Source organism: Phyllobacterium chamaecytisi, from assembly GCF_020164455.1.
GTDB classification, from domain to species: domain Bacteria; phylum Pseudomonadota; class Alphaproteobacteria; order Rhizobiales; family Rhizobiaceae; genus Phyllobacterium; species Phyllobacterium chamaecytisi.
This window is the reverse complement of the sequence record NZ_JAIQWW010000029.1, coordinates 28,378-45,814: the sequence shown is the minus strand read 5'-3', so window position 1 is coordinate 45,814 and position 17,437 is coordinate 28,378. Positions and strand designations below refer to the sequence as shown.

The following is a 17,437-nucleotide window of genomic DNA, read 5'->3' as shown; positions in this document are numbered from 1 at the left end:
ACCGCGTGCGGACATCTACCAACCTGGAACGAACCTCGGCACCACCTCCCGGTATTGCTCGTACTGAATGCCAAATCGCTCGATGAGGTCACCCTCTTCTCGCTTGGCCAGACGCACGTAGAACCATGCAAGCAAAGGCGCGAGTAGCAGTGTCGGAATTGTCGGCCAATGCACCAGCTGCCCGAAAATCACCAGGAAGATGCCTGCATATTGCGGGTGCCTTACAACGCCGTAGACACCCTCGGTGATTAGCCTGTTACGATAAAAATAGACCTCCGCCCAGCCTTTGACAATCAGAAACAACCCGGCCATCACCAAGACCGAGCCGAGCATCATTTCGAGCACCATGGCGAACGTCCCATACCCCAGGAGGGTCGCCCAAACCTGACCGCTGGAATGAACCAGTGAGGTTTCGATTGGCACAATGCTTGTCAGAAAATAGAGCGTGAGGATGGCGACGACCGTCATCATCTTGGGGCGGACCCGTTCGACAGCGCCCATCATGATCGCTTTGTTCAGGTCGTCTCGGCTGAATTCGCCGCCTTCCGCCTCACGTCTTGCCCTAACTTCGGTCAGTGCCTGGTCGAGGTAGATCAGCATGATCACCCCCGTCTCGGCGGCAACGCCCGCGAGAGCGATAAAGCCCACCGCCACGGCAACAGAGGTGTTGAAGCCTAACCACCACATCAGCCAGATGCCGCCGACCAAGGCGAACGGCAAGGAGAGCATGACAATCAGAGTTTCTGTCAGCGCCTTGAAGTTGAGGTAGAGCAGCAGGAAGATGATCGCCAGCGTCAGCGGAACGACAATCTTCAGCTTGGCGACAGCCCGTTCGAGGTATTCAAATTGACCGCTCCATGCAACGGAATAGCCTGCTGGCAGTTTGACCTCATCGGCGACGGCCTGCTTTGCTTGTTCGACATAACCGCCGAGATCGCGGCCGGAGATGTCTACGAAGATGTAGACCACCAGCTGGCCGTTTTCCGTGCGGATTGACGTTGCCCCGCGTGTCAGTTCGACCTTGGCGACTTCACCCAAGGGAATCGTCCCGCCACCCGGCAGTGCGATTTGAACATCGCGGGCAATGGCCTGTGGGTCGCTGCGCTGCGAACGCAGATAGCGGATTGTAACGCCGTAGCGTTCACGCCCCTCCACGGTCTGGGTGATTTCCTCCGCACCGAGCGCCATGGAGATGACATTCTGGACGTTCTGGATGGACAATCCATAGCGCCCGAGCGCAACCCTGTCCGGAACGATATCGAGGAAGTAGCCGCCGTTCACCCGTTCTGCGTAAGCGCTTGAGGTTCCCGGGACCGTCTTCAGTACCTGCTCGATCTGTCTCGCGACACCTTCCATTTGCGCGAGGTCTGTACCGTATACCTTGACACCGACAGGTGTGCGGATGCCCGTCGACAACATGTCGGTACGTGCCCTGATCGGCATCGTCCAGGCATTCGACACGCCCGGGAATTGCAGCGCCTTGTCCATTTCGTTCTTGAGGCTGTCGGCGGTGACGCCCGGCCTCCATTCGGATTTGGGCTTCAGATTGATGATGGTCTCGAACATCTCGGTCGGAGCGGGATCGGTTGCCGTGTCCGCCCTGCCTGACTTACCGAACACCGATTCCACCTCCGGAAACGACTTGATGATGCGGTCCTGCGTCTGCAGCAATTCGGCAGCCTTGGTGACGGATATTCCCGGCAAGGTTGTCGGCATGTACATCAGCGTGCCTTCATCAAGATTCGGCATGAACTCACTGCCAAGCTGGCGTGCGGGCCAGACCGTGACGACAAGCGCAGCGATTGCCAGCAAGATGGTGAGATATTTTGCCTTCAGAACCACGCGGATCACAGGTCGGTATATGGCAATGAGAAAGCGGTTCACCGGGTTCTTATGCTCGGGAATAATCCGGCCGCGAACGAACAGAATCATGAGTGCGGGCACCAAGGTCACTGACAGAAGCGCGGCAGCAGCCATGGAGAACGTCTTGGTGAATGCCAGCGGGCTGCATCGATCATTGCACCGATAGCGATGGCGATCCCGCCGAGGCTCATAATATTCGCACCCAGCCCCAGCCATTTCATGGCAATGAAGGCGATCAGGATGCCGACAGGCAGCATGATGATGGAACGAGCGCACTGCGCACGTGCAGCAGGACGATGATGGTCACCAAGGCGACGACGATGCTTTATGATCACGAAGCATATGCGAGCGGCGAACTGGCCAGAATGATTGAAGACGCACAATTGGTCCCCAGCGGGTTTTCCCTGTAGCGAACGGTTCTTCCTCCGTTGAACATCTCCCCAATGAACAAGGACAGGCGTAAAGCTTGCCTGTCGTTACCCATCTTGGGTTCCGGATCAATGATGCTATCATATGCATTGCTCGCGCAGCTAAGGAAAGGTTGAATGAGGAAACTCAGCCCTGCCGTCGTTTTGACGATGTCGCTTGTTTCAACGTTGTCGAGTGCGCTGGCTCAAAGCACTGATCCGAGCGCGCCGACGGCTGCGCCTGTCTGCAGCGACCTCATCAAGAGGCTTGACAGCGCGATCAAGGAATATAAACGGGCCAAGTTTTCCTTGGATCGGGCAACCCAACTTATGGCATCGGCACGTTATTCCAGCAGGATCGGAAAGATGAACATCGATTTGGCAAGCAGACAGGCTGATGTCACCGTCGCCACTGCTTCTTATGTTGAATCTATCGGTCCTGCCTACAGTTCGGTGGCAGCCCTCAACGCCGATTGTGGCCAAGATGCCTTCAAGGAATCCGGTATCAGATTCAGGGTGAAGCTCAATCTGGATGTTACCAGATTCATCTCCGAGGGTGTCGACAAATTGGCGGATGAACAAATGGCTGACATCAAGAAGGTGTTCGGCGACATGAAGAGTAGGCAAAAATAGCACGGCCGAGCGCTTTGAATTGCGACCTCGCCTAGTAGATGCGACGGAAACCCCGTCGCAATAGGTGACGGATTCTGTGAACCGAACGTCAATTTAGGTCTGCGATGCTGGCAATCAAATCAATAACTCGGTTACCTGGATCGAGCGTTCTTCACTGGTGTCGTGTGCTTTCTCACGAAGAAATATCTCCTGATCTTCTGGATCAAGGCTACGGTATGCAGGATTTCAAATCTGGTGGTTTTTGCTACCTAATTCCGGGATTTAGGTGCAGACGATCAGACTTGGTCCCCTTCGCAGTCACGACAGCGCTGCGCTGATGGGTCGAAACGCGTCCCTGATCATCGTGGCCATACCATCAATAGCGGCGCTTTTTATGCGAGGATTGCGTCTGAGCACCACATTCGAGCAATCAATCTGGGGAAAGCCGTCTGCTTCCGTCAGGGCGCGGCAACCTGCCGGAATATTGCTGCTGGCAAGCGGAGCGATCGCCAGTCCCGATACGGCCGCAATCTTGAGTCCGCCGCTCGTGTCGCAACTATAGGCCACGCGATAGTTGATTTTGGCTTTGTCCAAGGATCCGACAGCGAATTTCTTGCACCAGCTGGAACGCTCATAGATCGCAACCGGGACGACGTCATTTTCATGAACGCAGTGCACCTCCGAGGTGACCCAAACCGTCGGATCAACAAAAAGCACCTCCCCGGTCGTCGGCTGGTCTTGATCGAAAATCACCGCGAGGTCGAGTTCGTCGGCGTCGATGGCCGCCAACTGTGCGGCCGAATATCCACATTTCACAGTCACTTCGACATGCGGATGCTGGCTGGCAAAGGCTGCCAACGCGCGCGGCAGTACAGTGTAGCCATACTCTTCCGGAATACCGATCCGCACGGGACCGCCGAGCGGTTTCGCCCTTATCGCGGCGGCCGCCTCGTCCAGCAACCCTATGATCCTGTTGGCGCTGATGAGCAGGAGCTTTCCTTGCGGAGTCAATGCCACGCCGCGTGAACCTCGCTCGAAAAGGCTCTCACCCAAGGTCTCTTCGAGCTTCTTGATCTGAATGCTGACCGCGGATTGTGTTCTGCCGACTTGTTCTGCAGCGCGGGTGACATTCCGGGCCGCAGCCACGGCCACAAATGTACGCAGCAGTTCACTGTCCAATGGCAGATTCACAACGATGCTTTCGATAAAAATTTCAGATGGTAGCCATGATTTCTATTCGTTTGTTAAATGTCAAGCTGTAGCGAATCCTGTGTCTCGGTCCAGGAGCGCCAAATGCACAACGTCCGACATCGCGTGATACAATTCTTCAGAGTGTGGCGGGTCGCCAGACATGAACGGCGGTTGTTGCTGGAAATCTTGAGCAAGCCAAGCGATCGACTGCTCATCGATGCCGGCATCACCAGGGAGGATGCACTTCGGCTCGTCCGCAGCGATTTTAGGATGCCGCTCTGGTGGCATTCGTCAGTCCCGCAGTGTATCCCCAATGCGCGCACCGCAATTGAGCGGCATACCACACTGACAAGCCCTGGAGGCCGATCATGGCAGCACAACACGTCCACGAAATCGATGCGGCGATAAAGGAACTCATTTCGTCCCGTCGGCAGGAAATTCTGCAGATTGCCCAAAACGGGGCAAACCCGGGTCCGTTGAAGAACGTGGTGGAGATACAGACGGCGATCGATGCCTTGTATCGCGCACGCGAGCAGGAGACCACGTCATCATAATCAATGCTATGCGGCTTTTGGCTCAGTTCGACCGAACATTCACACGTGGTGATCGAGCGAGCGTGGTTAGGAGGTAGAGCGAGTGGCTGAGTTAAATCGGGCCGGAGCAGAAGTTTCAGAGCGGTTGGCGCGGTTGGTTCTAGACCTGCTCATGGCGATGGCAGTGCCAGAACGGTTCCTGAATGATTGGCCTGCTCTGAACGCAACGCGTCGCGGGACGCCTCAGCAGCTGCCAGTACTCGCTTGGCTCGATGAACTCGCCGATAGAACTTCGCCTATTCTGGCACCCTTGCTGAAAGAGATCAGCCGTGCGGCCCCAAAATTGGAATGGCGGCAAACCTACAAAGCTGAGGATTTTGGTCCCGAATTTCTCAACCGTTACGGTTGGACGGAGTTGATCGGGCTGCGAGGACCCATCGCAAGTACCAAGATTGCGTGTGGCATTCTTCTACTCGGCCCGGAGCTGCTTTACCCGGCCCATGCCCACGAGGCAGAAGAAATATACGTGTGCCTTGGTGGCGCTGCTGCTTGGATGCGCGGCGATGAACCGTTCACCAGCCAGCCACCAGGGACCATCATCCACCATCCCTCATGGATGCCTCATGCCATGCGCACCAGTTCCAAGCCTTTGGTGGCCTTGTATGTGTGGCGCGGGGGCGATCTCGCCGCAAAGTCGAAGATCATCGCGCCGTCTTAACAGGACGCGGTGTCGATACGTGCTGAAGATCCTGTCATGGATGTACACAACGCCATTAGATAGCGTTATTATCCAACTTGCGCGTCTTCGACCCAAACGGAAAAGCTGTTGGGTGTGTCCACTGGTGTGCTGATGGCGCTGCTCGAAAATAGCGTTGTGCCATCCAGAACTGATACGAACCCCATTAACCGATGCCCCCAGACGGTTGTCGACCAAGATGACATTGAGATTTTCAAAGCCACCTACGTCTCACTGATGAAGCTCGCGCAAGAAACGGGCGTACACTTCAACGTCCTGAAGAAACAGCTGGAATCTGCCAACGTACCGCTAGCATTCGACCGCGAAAAAATTAGCGGGAGATTTTACCGTCGCGCAACCCTTCCGCCCATTTGAGCAATTAAGGCTAAGCAATACAGCCCGGTTTCGACCGGGTATTTTTTTGTCCAGATCCCAAATCGAGCGGGACCGATGGATTTGCGTCGAGCGATACCGTTGAGTTCTCGTCGAGAAGGCGAGCAAAACGTTGGATTTTTATCGTTACACTTCAATTAGTTACCTGACATGCCGGGCAGAGTTATTGCGTTGGGGATAACCCGCGCAATAGGATAGGGGCCCGCCAAATCACTGAGCGATACCGAGAGTTCGATATCGCTCAGTCTCTTTTATCAAAACCGCTTGTGGTTTTTGCATATGGGAAACACCCCCACCACCGTTCCACAGCTTAGCTACTAGCCCAGACTGTCGACAATTCCTCAATCGTGCAAAACATTGCATCGCCCTTGTACCTCATGCCTTCAATCGCGTGGTCGGCCGCTTCCGCGTCACCACCGCCACAAGCATCGGTCACCACGATCGGAATAAATCCAAGGTCAGCACCATGGCCCACGGTGGGTTCAATCCCAATTTCAGTGGCAACACCACAGACAACAAAACTCTTCAACCCACAATCACGCATGGCAATTGCCAGAGGCGTACCCTCAAAGGCCGAGAATGTGATTTTGTCAAAAATCACTTCGTCATCGCTAACTTCGAGTTCCGGGGCAAGCGCGAAGCCCGGGCTATCGCGCAGAAACCATGGTTCCACGTCGTCCGCCGATGTTTTACGTTGCCAAGCCATCATTTGCCGGACCTGGAAAACGCCAGCCATCCGTTTCGGCATGGACATGTGGCGCATAAAAAATATGCGTATCCCTTGCAAACGGGCAGCTTTCAGAACCTGCACCACGCGTTCCAAGACCCGTGGACCATCCGCCAATTGGCGCAGTATGCCAATCTGCATGTCGTAGACAATAAGAGCTGTTGTCTCGGGTGACGCCGCTTCAGCGAGGTTCTCGGGAACGATAAGGCCGTGAAAATTCTGCATCGAGTCTTCTCCTTGGCTGACCTTGGCAACTTGTTTTTTCGGCAAATCAAAAATCCACGTTATCACCATCGCGTCTAGAAATTACAACCTGCCACCAAGAGAAGGCATAAAGTCGAGATGGCCGTGTACATCACTGTGCGCATTGCTATAGATAAATGCGACAGTCCAACGGTGCGGTCACGACGATGGGTCGATCTTCAAGTAAAAATTTGAAAACAGTTTTGCGTATCGATTTTCCGGACAATGAGAAAATCGGTCGTGGAAAGATGCAATTGCTCGAGCACATTCGTGAAACGGGCTCTATTTCAGCCGCTGGTCGCGCCATGGATATGTCATACCGCCGCGCCTGGCTTCTGGTCAGCGCGATGAACGCCATGTTCTCCCAGCCGGTGGTGGATTCTCAGCGCGGTGGCAAACAAGGCGGCGGCGCGGTGGTCACAGAATTCGGCGAGAAATTGCTCAGCCGCTTTCGCACCATGGAAAAGAAAATCGAAACTGCAGTTGCGTCAGATATTGCTTGGCTTGATGCCAATCGTAGCCAAAGCGGGTCCTCGGTATCCGAGGCCGATATTAGTGAGGCTCCAAAGCAACGGTCTTGATAATCGCAAAGACCAGCACGCCCGGCCGCAGACCAAGCCTTCCGCAGGATAACTCAGTAATGCGTGCCAAGATTATCGTTCCCTCGCAATCGACTTGAACATCGGCTATGCCCGACTCGAAGGTGATCGCGCTTACGGTCCCTTCGAGAATATTGAGCGCACTTAGCTGTTCAGGTCGAATCGTCGAAAGCATCACATCCTTGGCAAGGATGTGAACGCGAACGCCCTTTCCTACCGCAACCTCCGTTCCTGAAACATAAATTTTGGATGTTTGGAACCCGATGGTCGTCAGCTTGTGCTTTGGGTCGTAATTTACGACCTTCCCCTCCACCAATGAACCTGCTTCGCGGCGATCGGTTGCGATTGAAATTGAGGTTTGGCTCAAGACATCGGCTGCGGTGCCGCCCATTGCCACCTTGCCTTCGCTCATAACAATGACACGATCGGCAAGACGTGCCACTTCTGACACCGAGTGGCTCACATAAATGATCGGGATATTCATTTCATCGCGCAGAGCTTCAAGATAGGGAAGGATTTCGATCTTTCTCGTATCGTCGAGTGCCGCTAGCGGCTCGTCCATAAGGAGCATACGTGGCGACGACAACAAGGCACGGCCGATCGCGACACGCTGCTTTTCTCCGCCTGACAGTTTGCCCGGATGCCTGTCCAAAATAGCGCCTATACCAAGAAGGTCGACAATCTTCGACAAATCGTCCGAGCGTCGTGATTTCGGAGTAAACCAGCGGCCGTAGTTGAGATTTTGCTGCACCGTCAGGTGAGGAAAAAGCCGGCCTTCCTGAAATACGTACCCGAAACGGCGTTTGTGCTTGGGAACGAATATTCCCTTCCTCGTATCAACCAGTACGTCACTGTCAAAGACGAGCCGGCCTTGATCCGGTCGCGAAAGTCCCGCGATGATGCGGATGATCGATGTTTTTCCGGAACCAGAATGTCCAAACAACGCCGTGACGCCGCGATCGGACGTGAAGGCGGCGTCAAGTACGAATTTTCCAAGCGTGTGTTTTGCTTCAAAAGCCAGGGTCATTCGATGTCTACCCTGCGGCCGATCAGGTAGCCCATGAATTCGGAAGCCATCAAAGCGGCCATGGAGATGATGACTGATATTATGGTCAGGCGGAAGGCACCTGCGTCACCGCCCGGCACCTGTGTGAAGGTGTAAATTGCAGCCGAAAGCGTCTGTGTTTCTCCGGGAATATTGGAAACGAACGTTATCGTCGCACCAAATTCGCCCATTGCCTTGGCAAACGAAAGAATCATGCCGGCGATGATGCCTGGCAGGATGAGCGGTAAAGTGACCGTCGCGAATACCCATAGCGGACTGGCACCAAGCGTACCGGCGGCATCTTCAAGCTTGCGGTCAACTGCTTCTATGGATAGCCGGATGCTGCGAACCATCAATGGGAAACCCATCACCCCGCAGGCCAATGCTGCACCCGTCCAGCGGAACGATAGTACAATACCAAAATGTTCGGCCAGAAAGGCTCCGATCGGGCCACGTCGACCAAAGAGTATGAGAAGAATAAAGCCGGTGACGACGGGAGGAAGAATCAAAGGAAGATGGACGAGGCCATTGAGGATGGATTTGCCCCAGAATTTCCCTCGCGCGAGCAACAGACCGACGAGAATGCCGAGAGGGAGGCTGGCGAGCATCGCGACGAACGCAATTCGAAGAGTAAGGTGAACTGCTGTCCATTCTTCATTGCTCAGTGAGAACCAGTCCAAAAATGTCAGCCCCCTTGCCCGGTGGTGTGCTCTTGCGAGGCTCCCGCAGTGCTAGAAGCGGGAGCCAGCGGGATTTTAGTTGAGTACGGTGAATCCCTGCTTCTCAAAGAATGGCACAGCTTTTTCTGATTTGATGTAATCAAACAGCGACACCGCATCAGCATTCTTGCTGTCGTTCAGAATTGCGATCGGATAAATGATCGGAGGATGGCTGTCCTCGGGAAACGTACCTACGATCTTGACTTCTTTGTCAGCGGCCGCATCGGTCTGATAGACGATGCCGTAGGGTGCTTCGCCACGCGACACCAGCAACAATGCAGCGCGCACGCTCTCCGCGCCAGCAACCTTGCCTTCCACTGACGACCACACACCGAGGGATTCAAGAGCGGCCTTGCCATACTTGCCTGCCGGAACCGAATCCACAGCACCCATGGCGAGACGGCCCTCGCCCAAAAGTTTAGCGAGGTCAAAACCCTTTTTAATTTCGACGGGCTCTGCCTTGTCTTTCGATGCCACCAGAACGATGCGATTACCCAATAGATTTTTGCGCGTGTCGGCCTTAATCAGGTTCTTCTTTGCAACATAGTCCATCCAGTCGAGATCAGCCGAGATGAAAATATCGGCGGGCGCACCGGACTCGATCTGCTTTGCCAGAGCCGAACTCGCTGCGTAGGAGATTGTAGCCTCGTTGCCGGATTCCTTCTGCCACGCGGCTGTTATGTCGTCGAGTGCGTTCTTGAGACTAGCCGCTGCGAAAACGGTTACCTTTTCTGCAGCTTGTGCAGAGCCTGCCAGCGGAATTATACCAAGCCATGCGACCGCAAGTGCGGCGACAGTCATTTTAATCCATTGACGACGATGAATTCCCATATCCAACCTCCGATAGACTCCGAAATATTTTCCTAAATATATCGGTGCCTCGCGGATAGCTAGTGTTATATTTTCAGGAATATATTGAATGGAAGACGGATCATTAGCGTGACCGCTCATTGACGTAAATTGATGCCTCCTTGGCTGCATCAATGAAGGCGCGCCTGACTTCGTCGGGATCCAATTGACCCGCCCCGGCTTCGAGGCATGCTTGCTGCGCTGCGGCATATTTTTCGCCACAGTTTTTAGGCCAGTATTTTGCAAGAACTTCAGCAGCCGATTCTACGCATGACACACGTCTTATAAGGCGCATGCGATCTGTAATGGTGACATGTTCAAAAGCCATTCTTGTCATATCGATTGAACGCGATGGTTCAATTTGAGTTCCAACATCGTGTTTGAAAACGACCGGCAAGGATGCAAGCGGATTCGCGTATCCCGCCGCAGTGCGCGTCGATTTGCGGAAGATCGTCGGCGAATCCGACCCACGGGACCCTCAATCGCTAATATGCAGGGAAAATGGAGATAGAAGCTCGACGAAAGTGTTCCTGGCTCGGCCAAACCAATCCACAAGTAAACCCGCAATGACACCGAGGCCTGATCAGTTTGATTAGATGCCGGCAGTACGCATCAGCAACAATATTGATGTCCACAGCACCAACATGCTGGCAAGGCCGATGACATAGTAATTCGGTGCTTTTTCCATATGGGCGTTATAACGCGTGCCCCTTGTCAATCTCTTAACTTGAAACTTCAAAATTGATACAACCGAGCAGCCGGAAAAATATTCGGGCGGAGCTGTCGGGACAATCATACCCGGCTCGTCCTTGGTGAAATCTTGAACCATTTCAACCATTGGAGGGCGACCTTATGGAATTCACTTCACAGACAGCAACTGTCTCGAACAAAGCAGTTTGGGCTGGTCGCGTTCTCAGCGGCCTCGTCATCTTGTTCATGCTCTTCGACGGCATCATAAAACTGGTACCGCTGGACATTGTCATGCAAACCAATGCTCAACTGGGATATCCGGACAGCGTCAATCTTGCGCGAGGTCTGGGAGTCCTCGGCCTCGCCTGCACAGCGCTTTACGCATTTCCGCGAACTTCGGTTCTCGGCGCAATCCTTTTGACGGGCTACCTTGGCGGAGCCATCGCCACACAACTGCGTGTCGGCAGCCCCATCTTTAGTCATCTGTTGTTTGGCGTCTATCTCGGTCTGATGGTCTGGGGCGGCTTGTATCTACGCGATGTTCGTGTCCGATCGCTGATCGGCTTCGCCCGTTAGCCCAACGTCAAGAACCAAGATTGTTTCAAAAACCAGAGGCTTCTGGGCTGATGCCAGAAGTCGTTTCTGCAATCCCTTTATAGCAACGCAAATACTTCACGCAACTTTAACTCAAATTTAAGTCAATCTACTTAGGGTTTAGCGAGCACAGTCAACATGATGGCAATCAAATGCGTGGAACTCACCACAGACAGCTTGAACCTCGGGACTTTCTGATCCTTGCGATTCTATTTGTCTTGGTTCTCGGGGCATGCTGGTTTGTGGGTACAAGTTTCATGGATACGGCTAAGGCCGGGCATACTCCAAATGCCGGATTGGTAAGCGAAGCCCCTTGATCTGTGATACCAGATAACGCTGGCATGTACCCCGCGGATGAAGATCACTGCGTGGTGACCATCGGACCAGACGAATCTTTCGGCGCAGTGAATGGCATGGTGAATACTTGCCCTGCGATTCCTGCGGCGAGTCCCGACGAAAAAGTCAGCGGCGTACAACTGCTCAGCGCATCGATTGCCGATGCAATGAATTGCTGGCGAACCTTGTCGTCTCCGTCGATGGCGATGCTCGTTGGCCGCGGCTTGCCGATCAGCGTTCCATCACGTTTGAAGCTGAAGCTCAAGGTTACGGAGCCCGTGGTGTCGGACGGTGCTTGCCAGCACGTGTCTATAGCGCGCCCTACATCGTCCATCGTCTTCAGCGGTTCTGCTTTGGATTGAGTAGAAAGACAAATCAGAAGTGCGGTAGTGACTGCGAGAGGTTTGAAAACGTTCATATCGTTACTCCTGCCCTTCAATGCCACAAGATCAGGATCAGTTGCAGCACGGAACATGATCGTGATCAACCAACACATTTTACCACTATATTGCTGTGATAAAATAGAATTCGGCATAAAAACGAACGGTAGGGTAAATATTGACAGGCCGCACATTGAGCGCGACCTGCCGTTTTCTTTTGATTATTGTAGCCCGTTGGCTTTCAGTATCTCAGGAGCATTTTCCTTGGTAATGGCTTGCGTATCCAAGACGATCTTCTTTTCCACCTTCTCGCCTGCAAGCACTTTCAAAGCCTGACGCAAGCCCTCGGCCCCGGGCGTTGGGTAGAGGAATGTCGCGGCCAACTCCCCTTTGTTCACCCATTGAACACCTTCGTTCGGTAGTCCATCCACGCCGATAAAGAGAATGTTCTTCTCGCGGCCGGCGTCCTTAGCGGCTAGGTAGGCACCATAAGCCATGGGGTCGTTGTGACCGTAGACAAGCGTTATGTCCTCATGATTCCGCAGCGCAGTCGCCATTATGTTATAGGCCTGATCCTGCTTCCAGTCGCCCGACTGCTTATCGAGAAGATACTTGATCCCTGGCTCAGCGTCGGTGTTCTTGTGAAAGCCATTACTGCGATCATGGCTGGCCTGGGTGCCGAGTCCGCCCCAAATTTCGACGACTGTACCCTTGGCTTTGCCCTTGCCACCAAGGAGTTCGACCGCATACTTACCCGCCGCTTCCCCGATGACGACATTGTCGCCACCGATCCACTGCGTATACTTTTCCGTATCGACGTTACGATCCAGTACTATGACTGGAATCCCTGCATCCATGGCTTTCTCGACAACGCCTGTGAGACCTGCAGACTCCTTCGGAGAAATCAAAATCGCATCAACTTCCTGACGAATGAAGTTTTCAACGTCGGCGACCTGTTTTTCCGTCTTGTCCTGCCCGTCCGCAACGAGGAGCTCGACATTGGCGTGTTTCTTGGCTTCAGCCTCGAGGTCTTTGTTGAACTGGACGCGCCAGGGCTCGACGGTCGTCGTCTGGCTGAAGCCAATCACATATTTATCCTTCGCACCTGCAACGGACGCGTTGAATGCGAGTGGCGCGATCAAGGCTGTCGCCATGGCCCATTTTGCAAATTGTCTGCGGGTAATGCTCATTTTCTCTCTCTCCCTTTGGGTTTAACTGCTGTGAGTTAGTCGCCCGGTCCTTGCGGATTCTTGATTTGGTTGGGTTCGGATTTGTCGATCACATCGCGTGCCCAGAGTTGCGACAAAAAGAACAACCATCCACTGGAACGCCGCTCCTGCAGAAGAACAGCGATGATGATGATCGCGCCTTTCAGAACAAGCTGGGTGTTGCTGTCGATATTGTTGAGCTGGAGGATATTGCTCAGGAAGCCAAATATTAGGACACCAACGAGCGTGCCGATCATCGACCCTCGCCCGCCCATAAGGCTCGTACCGCCAATGACTACGGCCGCAATGGCATCGAGCTCGAGTCCCGTCCCCGCGTCCGGCTTTCCCTGCCGATACTGCGCAACGTAAAGAATACCCGCTAGAGCAGCCAGATAGCCCGATATGGCATAGACGGTGATCTTTACACGCCAAACAGGCACACCGGCCAAGCGGGCAGCTTCTTCGTTTCCCCCGATTGCGTACACGTAGCGCCCAAATTTCGTGAATTTCAGGATCACCCAGAAAAGGACGATTATGCCGGCAAAGACGACACCGGGGACTGGGATGATCCCGAATATCAATGAGCGCAGCGCCTCGAAATCTTCCGTGGCATTGCTTCCCGTGTAGACGGGCCAGACGGCAGTGTTCTGGCCTGCAGTCAATCGCGCGATTCCGAGGCCGGCGACCATCATGGCCAGTGTGACTATGAAGGGTTGCAGCCGGCCACCGACGATGATCAATCCGTTGATGGTACCAAGCATGAAGCCGACTGCCGGCACGACCAGGAGGACGAGGAGAACTCCTGCCTTCCCTTCTGAGGTCAATGCCACTCCAAATGCCAGGACAAGAGCAGCGGCGGCGGCAACGCCCAGCCGCAGTTTTGAGATGGCCGGCGGGTTCGTGCCTGCGTCGAGTGTAGGCCTTCGCTGCAACTTTGTTCCGAAGCTGAGAACGCCAAACACGACTAAAAACGCCAACAGAAATATCGCCGGGACACCTAGTAGATAAGCAGAAGACCAGCCTTCGTTGGTCAAGAGCATGGCGCAGACTACAGACCCCAAAGCCAGCACTGAGCCAACAGAAAGGTCAATTCCCGCGATCAGAATAACCAATGTCATCCCTACAGCAGTGATGCCCGTAACGGAGATTTGTCTGAAGACATCGGAAAGATTTCCGAACGATAAAAAGATGTTATGACCTTTTGATGAGACGGGAGAGGAGATAACACCCACCAAAAAGAGCAGTGCCAGCCCCCAATAAAGTTTTGTGGACTTGAGAACGCTCTTCAACCGTTCGGTGCTGCTTGATGATTGCATGATCTGCCCGCTTGTATTCGTCATGCAGCCTCTCCCGTGAGCGCATTCCCCAAGGGTGTCGCAAGCTCCATTACCCGTTCTTCCGAGAACTCATGGCTCTCAATGATCCCCGCCGCCTTGCCTTCGCGCATCACAAGAATCCGGTTTGAAAGCGCCAGCAGTTCCGGTAGTTCCGAACTGACCATCACGATCGCCACCCCTGATTCGGCAAGCTTTCTCAGAAGGTCATAAATCTCGTCCTTTGCCCCAACGTCGATCCCGCGCGTCGGCTCATCAAGCAGGACAACCCTTGGATTCGTTTCGAGCCATTTGCCAAGAACGATCTTTTGCTGATTTCCGCCACTCAGTTCATCGATCTGTTGATCCGGGCCTTGGCAGCGAACGCGCATAGCCTTGATCATCCGGTTGACAACGGCATTCTCTTGAAATCGCGTCACCCAGCCGAGCGGCGCGATCCGTGGCAGTGAAGGCAGAACAGCGTTCGACCGAATATCTGCCTGCATCAAAAGACCCGTACCTTTGCGATCCTCTGTGAGAAATGCGACCCCCCTGGCCACCGACCTTCGGGGCGTAAGTGACTGAGCGTCAGAACTCGCTCCAGAACGCTGGACCGAACCTGAGCGCTTGCCAATTGCCGAACCGAATATGAGTTCCAGCACTTCGGTCCGGCCCGAGCCAAGCAGACCGCCTATGCCCAGTATTTCACCGGCATGAAGATCGAAACTCACGTCATCTACCACATCATGAATCCGGCCGCGCGAGTTCGGTCTCTGAAGGCCGAGATTTTTGACGGACAATACGAACGGATTGCCGGACACTGATGCCTTCTTTTCCTGCTTTCTCAGCTCTCGTCCAACCATCATCCGGATCACATCGCGCTCACTGATATCGCCAGAGAGCCGCGTAGCAATAAAGTTGCCGTCGCGCAGCACAGTGATCTTGTCAGCCAGAGCGAAAACTTCACTCATACGATGTGAGATATAGACAATCGCCACCCCCTGGCGTGCCAGTCCGCGAACGAAGCTGGCGAGGCGCTGTGCCTCTGCCTCCGACAAGGCGGATGTCGGCTCGTCGAGCACAAGCACATCCGCATCCAGGGAAAGCGCGCGTGCAATTTCCACGAGTTGCTGCTCTCCAACACGCAAATTCTCGACGTCCGCACGTGGGTCGATATCAATGCCGAACCTTGCGAGAATTTCTGCACTTCGGGCTTCAATTTCGCTGTAGTCGACAAACAACCCGGCTTTGAGCGGTTCCCGTCCCAGAAAAATATTCTCTGAAACGCTGAGACTTGGAATAAGATTGAGCTCTTGGTGGATAATCGCGATGCCGTTGCGCTCCGCTTCCTTGGGCGTCGCAAAATCGACCTCGCGACCACGAACCGTCATCTGTCCGCCGCTTCGACGATGAACACCGCTCAAAACCTTGACGAGTGTTGACTTGCCCGCACCGTTTTCGCCCATTACGGCATGGATTTCGCCAGCATAGACATCAAGATCGATGCTTCGCAGGGCCACGACGTGAGCAAAGGATTTGCTGATCCCGCGTAACGAGACGATTGGGGACTGGCTCTCCAAAATGCTCCTCCCAAAACATTCTTTCAAGTTGGTGTGTAACATGTTAGATGTTATTGGATCAGAGTCAAATATTTTAGTTTTGAGCGTTCACAGGATTTTCGCAGAGCAACAATGGGGGTCTGAACTTGCAGCTTCGTTCTCCGAGCAGAAACTTCAAAGAGCAAAAAATCGTCTCGGTCACGCGCAAAGACCAAGTTTACACGATATTGAGGCAGGCGATCATTTCGTCGCAATTGTCACCGGGCGAAACCATTCGCAAGGAGCTTGTTGCGGCGCAGCTGGGTGTTTCCCGCACCCCGGTCAGCGATGCAATAAACCGACTCGCGGATGAGGGCCTTGTTGAGATTTATCCGCAGACAGGAACTTTCGTTGCGCGGCTTTGGCTCGATAAGATAGAAACGGCGCAATTCGTCCGCGTCGCGCTCGAGACAGCCGCAATTCGCCGCACTGCGGAACGCGCAACTCCTGAAACCATCGCTCGTTTTCGGCAGAATCTGGAACGTCAGCGAAAGGCCGCCGATAAGCAGGATTTCGAACAGTTCTACGAACTCGACGAAGCGCTGCATGACCTTATTTGCGATGCTGCAGGACTAGTGGGGTTGCGCGAGATCGCTTCAAAGGAACGCAGTCAGATCGATCGCGTCAGAAGACTTTTGCTTCACTACGAAACCCGGATGATCGAGACTTTGGCAGAGCACGAGGCGATCATCTCGGCCATCGCCGACAGGGACCCCGGCAAGGCTGCCAAGACAATGGAAGCACATATAGCCCAGATGGGCAAAATGCTTTTGCATCTCAGAGATAAACGCCCGGAATTGTTTGGGAGCTAGTCGTGAAGGTTGCGTGAGATGGCAGAACCGATGGTCAGACCGCGAAACGTCGCCTCGAAACCGCCTCTTTCGGGTGAGCAAGCCATGATGCCTACTGAAGCGTCACCCGATGAAAACGGGGCCAGACGGGCTAGTTGCCATGCTCCACCATTGACAGAGAACTGCACCCGTACTGCATCCCCGTGACGCGTCAGTCGCACGTTTATCTCATCTTTAGTACTCGAACCATGAAGGGGGATGACGGACCAATCTGACGTACCGTTGGTGACGACGACGCTGAAATGCATCAGCCCATCCGTGTATTCGATACCGGTCTTGACCCAGTGGTGCGGGTCGATGCGCAGCATCAACCCTGCTTGATCGTAGAGCTTTTGATAATCACCGCAAACCGTAACGCTGGCCGTAAAATCACCACTGACCGGCGTCAAATAGGCATGGCCATTGTCACGCTCGAAACCGTAAAACGTCTGCTGCCAAAAGTCGGTCTTTTCCTTGGTCGCGAGGTGGAGTTCGTTGGCATCGCCGCTGAAGGCCGCCGGTTCGTTCAACCAGCTGAATAAATTGCCCATGGATCCAGATCTCGCACTTA

Annotated in this window: 20 protein-coding genes and 1 pseudogene; 7 read left to right on the top strand and 14 right to left on the bottom strand. The window is 54.0% G+C overall.

Features of this window, described 5'->3' with window-relative positions; translation table 11 throughout:
* Window positions 1–15 precede the first annotated feature (15 nt).
* Entirely contained in the window at window positions 16–303 is a 288-nt protein-coding gene (locus tag LB462_RS31295) for a methyltransferase family protein (protein ID WP_370637334.1), read from the bottom strand.
* Window positions 280–2,188: pseudogene (locus LB462_RS28650) on the bottom strand (efflux RND transporter permease subunit); the annotation flags it as partial. The pseudogene LB462_RS28650 and the gene LB462_RS31295, both read right to left, overlap by 24 nt.
* A 220-nt stretch (window positions 2,189–2,408) precedes the next feature.
* On the opposite strand from LB462_RS28650, the gene LB462_RS28645 reads away from it, so the two are divergent.
* Window positions 2,409–2,903 carry a hypothetical protein gene (locus LB462_RS28645; protein WP_224515132.1) on the top strand — a complete coding sequence of 165 codons (495 nt, stop codon included), beginning with the start codon at window positions 2,409–2,411 and terminating at the stop codon, window positions 2,901–2,903.
* A gap of 297 nt (window positions 2,904–3,200) precedes the next feature.
* On the opposite strand, the gene LB462_RS28640 is transcribed toward LB462_RS28645, so the two are convergent.
* Window positions 3,201–4,073 carry a LysR family transcriptional regulator gene (locus tag LB462_RS28640; RefSeq protein WP_224515122.1) on the bottom strand — a complete coding sequence of 291 codons (873 nt, stop codon included), beginning with the start codon at window positions 4,071–4,073 and terminating at the stop codon, window positions 3,201–3,203.
* A gap of 368 nt (window positions 4,074–4,441) precedes the next feature.
* Here LB462_RS28640 and LB462_RS28635 point away from each other — a divergent pair, with 368 nt between their 5' ends.
* From LB462_RS28635 to LB462_RS28625, 3 genes are all read left to right on the top strand, one after another.
* Window positions 4,442–4,627 carry a hypothetical protein gene (locus LB462_RS28635; RefSeq protein WP_224515120.1) on the top strand — a complete coding sequence of 62 codons (186 nt, stop codon included), beginning with the start codon at window positions 4,442–4,444 and terminating at the stop codon, window positions 4,625–4,627.
* A gap of 82 nt (window positions 4,628–4,709) precedes the next feature.
* Window positions 4,710–5,324, top strand: coding sequence for a dimethylsulfonioproprionate lyase family protein (locus LB462_RS28630; protein WP_224515118.1), 615 nt, complete (start codon window positions 4,710–4,712; stop codon window positions 5,322–5,324).
* A gap of 108 nt (window positions 5,325–5,432) precedes the next feature.
* Window positions 5,433–5,717: a hypothetical protein gene (locus tag LB462_RS28625; protein ID WP_224515108.1), complete on the top strand. Its 285-nt coding sequence runs from the start codon at window positions 5,433–5,435 to the stop codon at window positions 5,715–5,717.
* A gap of 328 nt (window positions 5,718–6,045) precedes the next feature.
* Here the strand turns inward: LB462_RS28625 and LB462_RS28620 are convergent, their stop codons facing one another.
* Complete coding sequence (locus LB462_RS28620; RefSeq protein WP_224515106.1) at window positions 6,046–6,732, bottom strand: cysteine hydrolase family protein; 687 nt, start codon at window positions 6,730–6,732, stop codon at window positions 6,046–6,048.
* Window positions 6,733–6,872: 140 nt separating this feature from the next.
* Between LB462_RS28620 and LB462_RS28615 the strand changes: the two genes are divergently transcribed.
* The gene (locus tag LB462_RS28615; protein ID WP_224515159.1) at window positions 6,873–7,286 is read left to right on the top strand and encodes a winged helix-turn-helix domain-containing protein; all 414 of its coding nucleotides are present in this window, start codon (window positions 6,873–6,875) and stop codon (window positions 7,284–7,286) included.
* On the opposite strand, the gene modC is transcribed toward LB462_RS28615, so the two are convergent.
* The 5 genes from modC to LB462_RS28590 form a co-directional block, all read right to left on the bottom strand.
* Window positions 7,258–8,331, bottom strand: coding sequence for a molybdenum ABC transporter ATP-binding protein (gene modC, locus LB462_RS28610; RefSeq protein WP_224515105.1), 1,074 nt, complete (start codon window positions 8,329–8,331; stop codon window positions 7,258–7,260). The two genes, LB462_RS28615 and modC, sit on opposite strands and share 29 nt — an antisense overlap.
* Window positions 8,328–9,029, bottom strand: a complete 702-nt coding sequence (modB, locus tag LB462_RS28605) for a molybdate ABC transporter permease subunit (RefSeq protein ID WP_224515103.1) — start codon at window positions 9,027–9,029, stop codon at window positions 8,328–8,330. Before modB ends, modC begins: the two co-directional genes overlap by 4 nt.
* A 75-nt stretch (window positions 9,030–9,104) precedes the next feature.
* A complete protein-coding gene (gene modA / locus LB462_RS28600) occupies window positions 9,105–9,899 on the bottom strand; it encodes a molybdate ABC transporter substrate-binding protein (RefSeq protein WP_224515101.1) in 795 nt (264 codons plus the stop codon).
* Between the two features lie 103 nt (window positions 9,900–10,002).
* Window positions 10,003–10,212: a DUF982 domain-containing protein gene (locus tag LB462_RS31690; protein ID WP_224515157.1), complete on the bottom strand. Its 210-nt coding sequence runs from the start codon at window positions 10,210–10,212 to the stop codon at window positions 10,003–10,005.
* Between the two features lie 297 nt (window positions 10,213–10,509).
* Complete coding sequence (locus LB462_RS28590) at window positions 10,510–10,755, bottom strand: hypothetical protein (protein WP_224515099.1); 246 nt, start codon at window positions 10,753–10,755, stop codon at window positions 10,510–10,512.
* A gap of 14 nt (window positions 10,756–10,769) precedes the next feature.
* On the opposite strand from LB462_RS28590, the gene LB462_RS28585 reads away from it, so the two are divergent.
* Window positions 10,770–11,183, top strand: a complete 414-nt coding sequence (locus LB462_RS28585) for a DoxX family protein (protein ID WP_224515097.1) — start codon at window positions 10,770–10,772, stop codon at window positions 11,181–11,183.
* Window positions 11,184–11,562: 379 nt separating this feature from the next.
* Here the strand turns inward: LB462_RS28585 and LB462_RS28580 are convergent, their stop codons facing one another.
* The 4 genes from LB462_RS28580 to LB462_RS28565 form a co-directional block, all read right to left on the bottom strand.
* Window positions 11,563–11,955 carry a UCP034077 family protein gene (locus tag LB462_RS28580; protein WP_224515095.1) on the bottom strand — a complete coding sequence of 131 codons (393 nt, stop codon included), beginning with the start codon at window positions 11,953–11,955 and terminating at the stop codon, window positions 11,563–11,565.
* 183 nt (window positions 11,956–12,138) lie between these two features.
* Window positions 12,139–13,107 carry a substrate-binding domain-containing protein gene (locus LB462_RS28575; RefSeq protein ID WP_505483635.1) on the bottom strand — a complete coding sequence of 323 codons (969 nt, stop codon included), beginning with the start codon at window positions 13,105–13,107 and terminating at the stop codon, window positions 12,139–12,141.
* A gap of 35 nt (window positions 13,108–13,142) precedes the next feature.
* Window positions 13,143–14,441: an ABC transporter permease gene (locus LB462_RS28570; RefSeq protein WP_224515153.1), complete on the bottom strand. Its 1,299-nt coding sequence runs from the start codon at window positions 14,439–14,441 to the stop codon at window positions 13,143–13,145.
* A 20-nt stretch (window positions 14,442–14,461) separates the two neighbouring features.
* On the bottom strand, window positions 14,462–16,060 hold the full coding sequence (locus LB462_RS28565; protein ID WP_224515093.1) for a sugar ABC transporter ATP-binding protein: 1,599 nt from the start codon (window positions 16,058–16,060) through the stop codon (window positions 14,462–14,464).
* Window positions 16,061–16,143: 83 nt separating this feature from the next.
* Here LB462_RS28565 and LB462_RS28560 point away from each other — a divergent pair, with 83 nt between their 5' ends.
* Entirely contained in the window at window positions 16,144–16,848 is a 705-nt protein-coding gene (locus LB462_RS28560) for a GntR family transcriptional regulator (RefSeq protein ID WP_224515091.1), read from the top strand.
* Here the strand turns inward: LB462_RS28560 and LB462_RS28555 are convergent.
* Window positions 16,845–17,417, bottom strand: a complete 573-nt coding sequence (locus tag LB462_RS28555; protein WP_224515089.1) for a DUF1349 domain-containing protein — start codon at window positions 17,415–17,417, stop codon at window positions 16,845–16,847. The genes LB462_RS28560 and LB462_RS28555 overlap by 4 nt on opposite strands.
* Between the last annotated feature and the right edge of the window lie 20 nt (window positions 17,418–17,437).

Excerpts from the sequence above, each read along its gene's own strand:
- LB462_RS28645 (WP_224515132.1), top strand. The coding sequence starts at position 2,409 with ATGAGGAAACTCAGCCCTGCCGTCGTTTTGACGATGTCGCTTGTTTCA.
- LB462_RS28635 (WP_224515120.1), top strand. The coding sequence starts at position 4,442 with ATGGCAGCACAACACGTCCACGAAATCGATGCGGCGATAAAGGAACTC.
- LB462_RS28615 (WP_224515159.1), top strand. The coding sequence starts at position 6,873 with ATGGGTCGATCTTCAAGTAAAAATTTGAAAACAGTTTTGCGTATCGAT.
- modC (WP_224515105.1), bottom strand. The coding sequence starts at position 8,331 with ATGACCCTGGCTTTTGAAGCAAAACACACGCTTGGAAAATTCGTACTT.
- modA (WP_224515101.1), bottom strand. The coding sequence starts at position 9,899 with ATGGGAATTCATCGTCGTCAATGGATTAAAATGACTGTCGCCGCACTT.
- LB462_RS31690 (WP_224515157.1), bottom strand. The coding sequence starts at position 10,212 with ATGCGCCTTATAAGACGTGTGTCATGCGTAGAATCGGCTGCTGAAGTT.
- LB462_RS28590 (WP_224515099.1), bottom strand. The coding sequence starts at position 10,755 with ATGGTTGAAATGGTTCAAGATTTCACCAAGGACGAGCCGGGTATGATT.
- LB462_RS28585 (WP_224515097.1), top strand. The coding sequence starts at position 10,770 with ATGGAATTCACTTCACAGACAGCAACTGTCTCGAACAAAGCAGTTTGG.
- LB462_RS28580 (WP_224515095.1), bottom strand. The coding sequence starts at position 11,955 with ATGAACGTTTTCAAACCTCTCGCAGTCACTACCGCACTTCTGATTTGT.
- LB462_RS28575 (WP_505483635.1), bottom strand. The coding sequence starts at position 13,107 with ATGAGCATTACCCGCAGACAATTTGCAAAATGGGCCATGGCGACAGCC.
- LB462_RS28570 (WP_224515153.1), bottom strand. The coding sequence starts at position 14,441 with ATGCAATCATCAAGCAGCACCGAACGGTTGAAGAGCGTTCTCAAGTCC.
- LB462_RS28565 (WP_224515093.1), bottom strand. The coding sequence starts at position 16,060 with ATGTTACACACCAACTTGAAAGAATGTTTTGGGAGGAGCATTTTGGAG.
- LB462_RS28555 (WP_224515089.1), bottom strand. The coding sequence starts at position 17,417 with ATGGGCAATTTATTCAGCTGGTTGAACGAACCGGCGGCCTTCAGCGGC.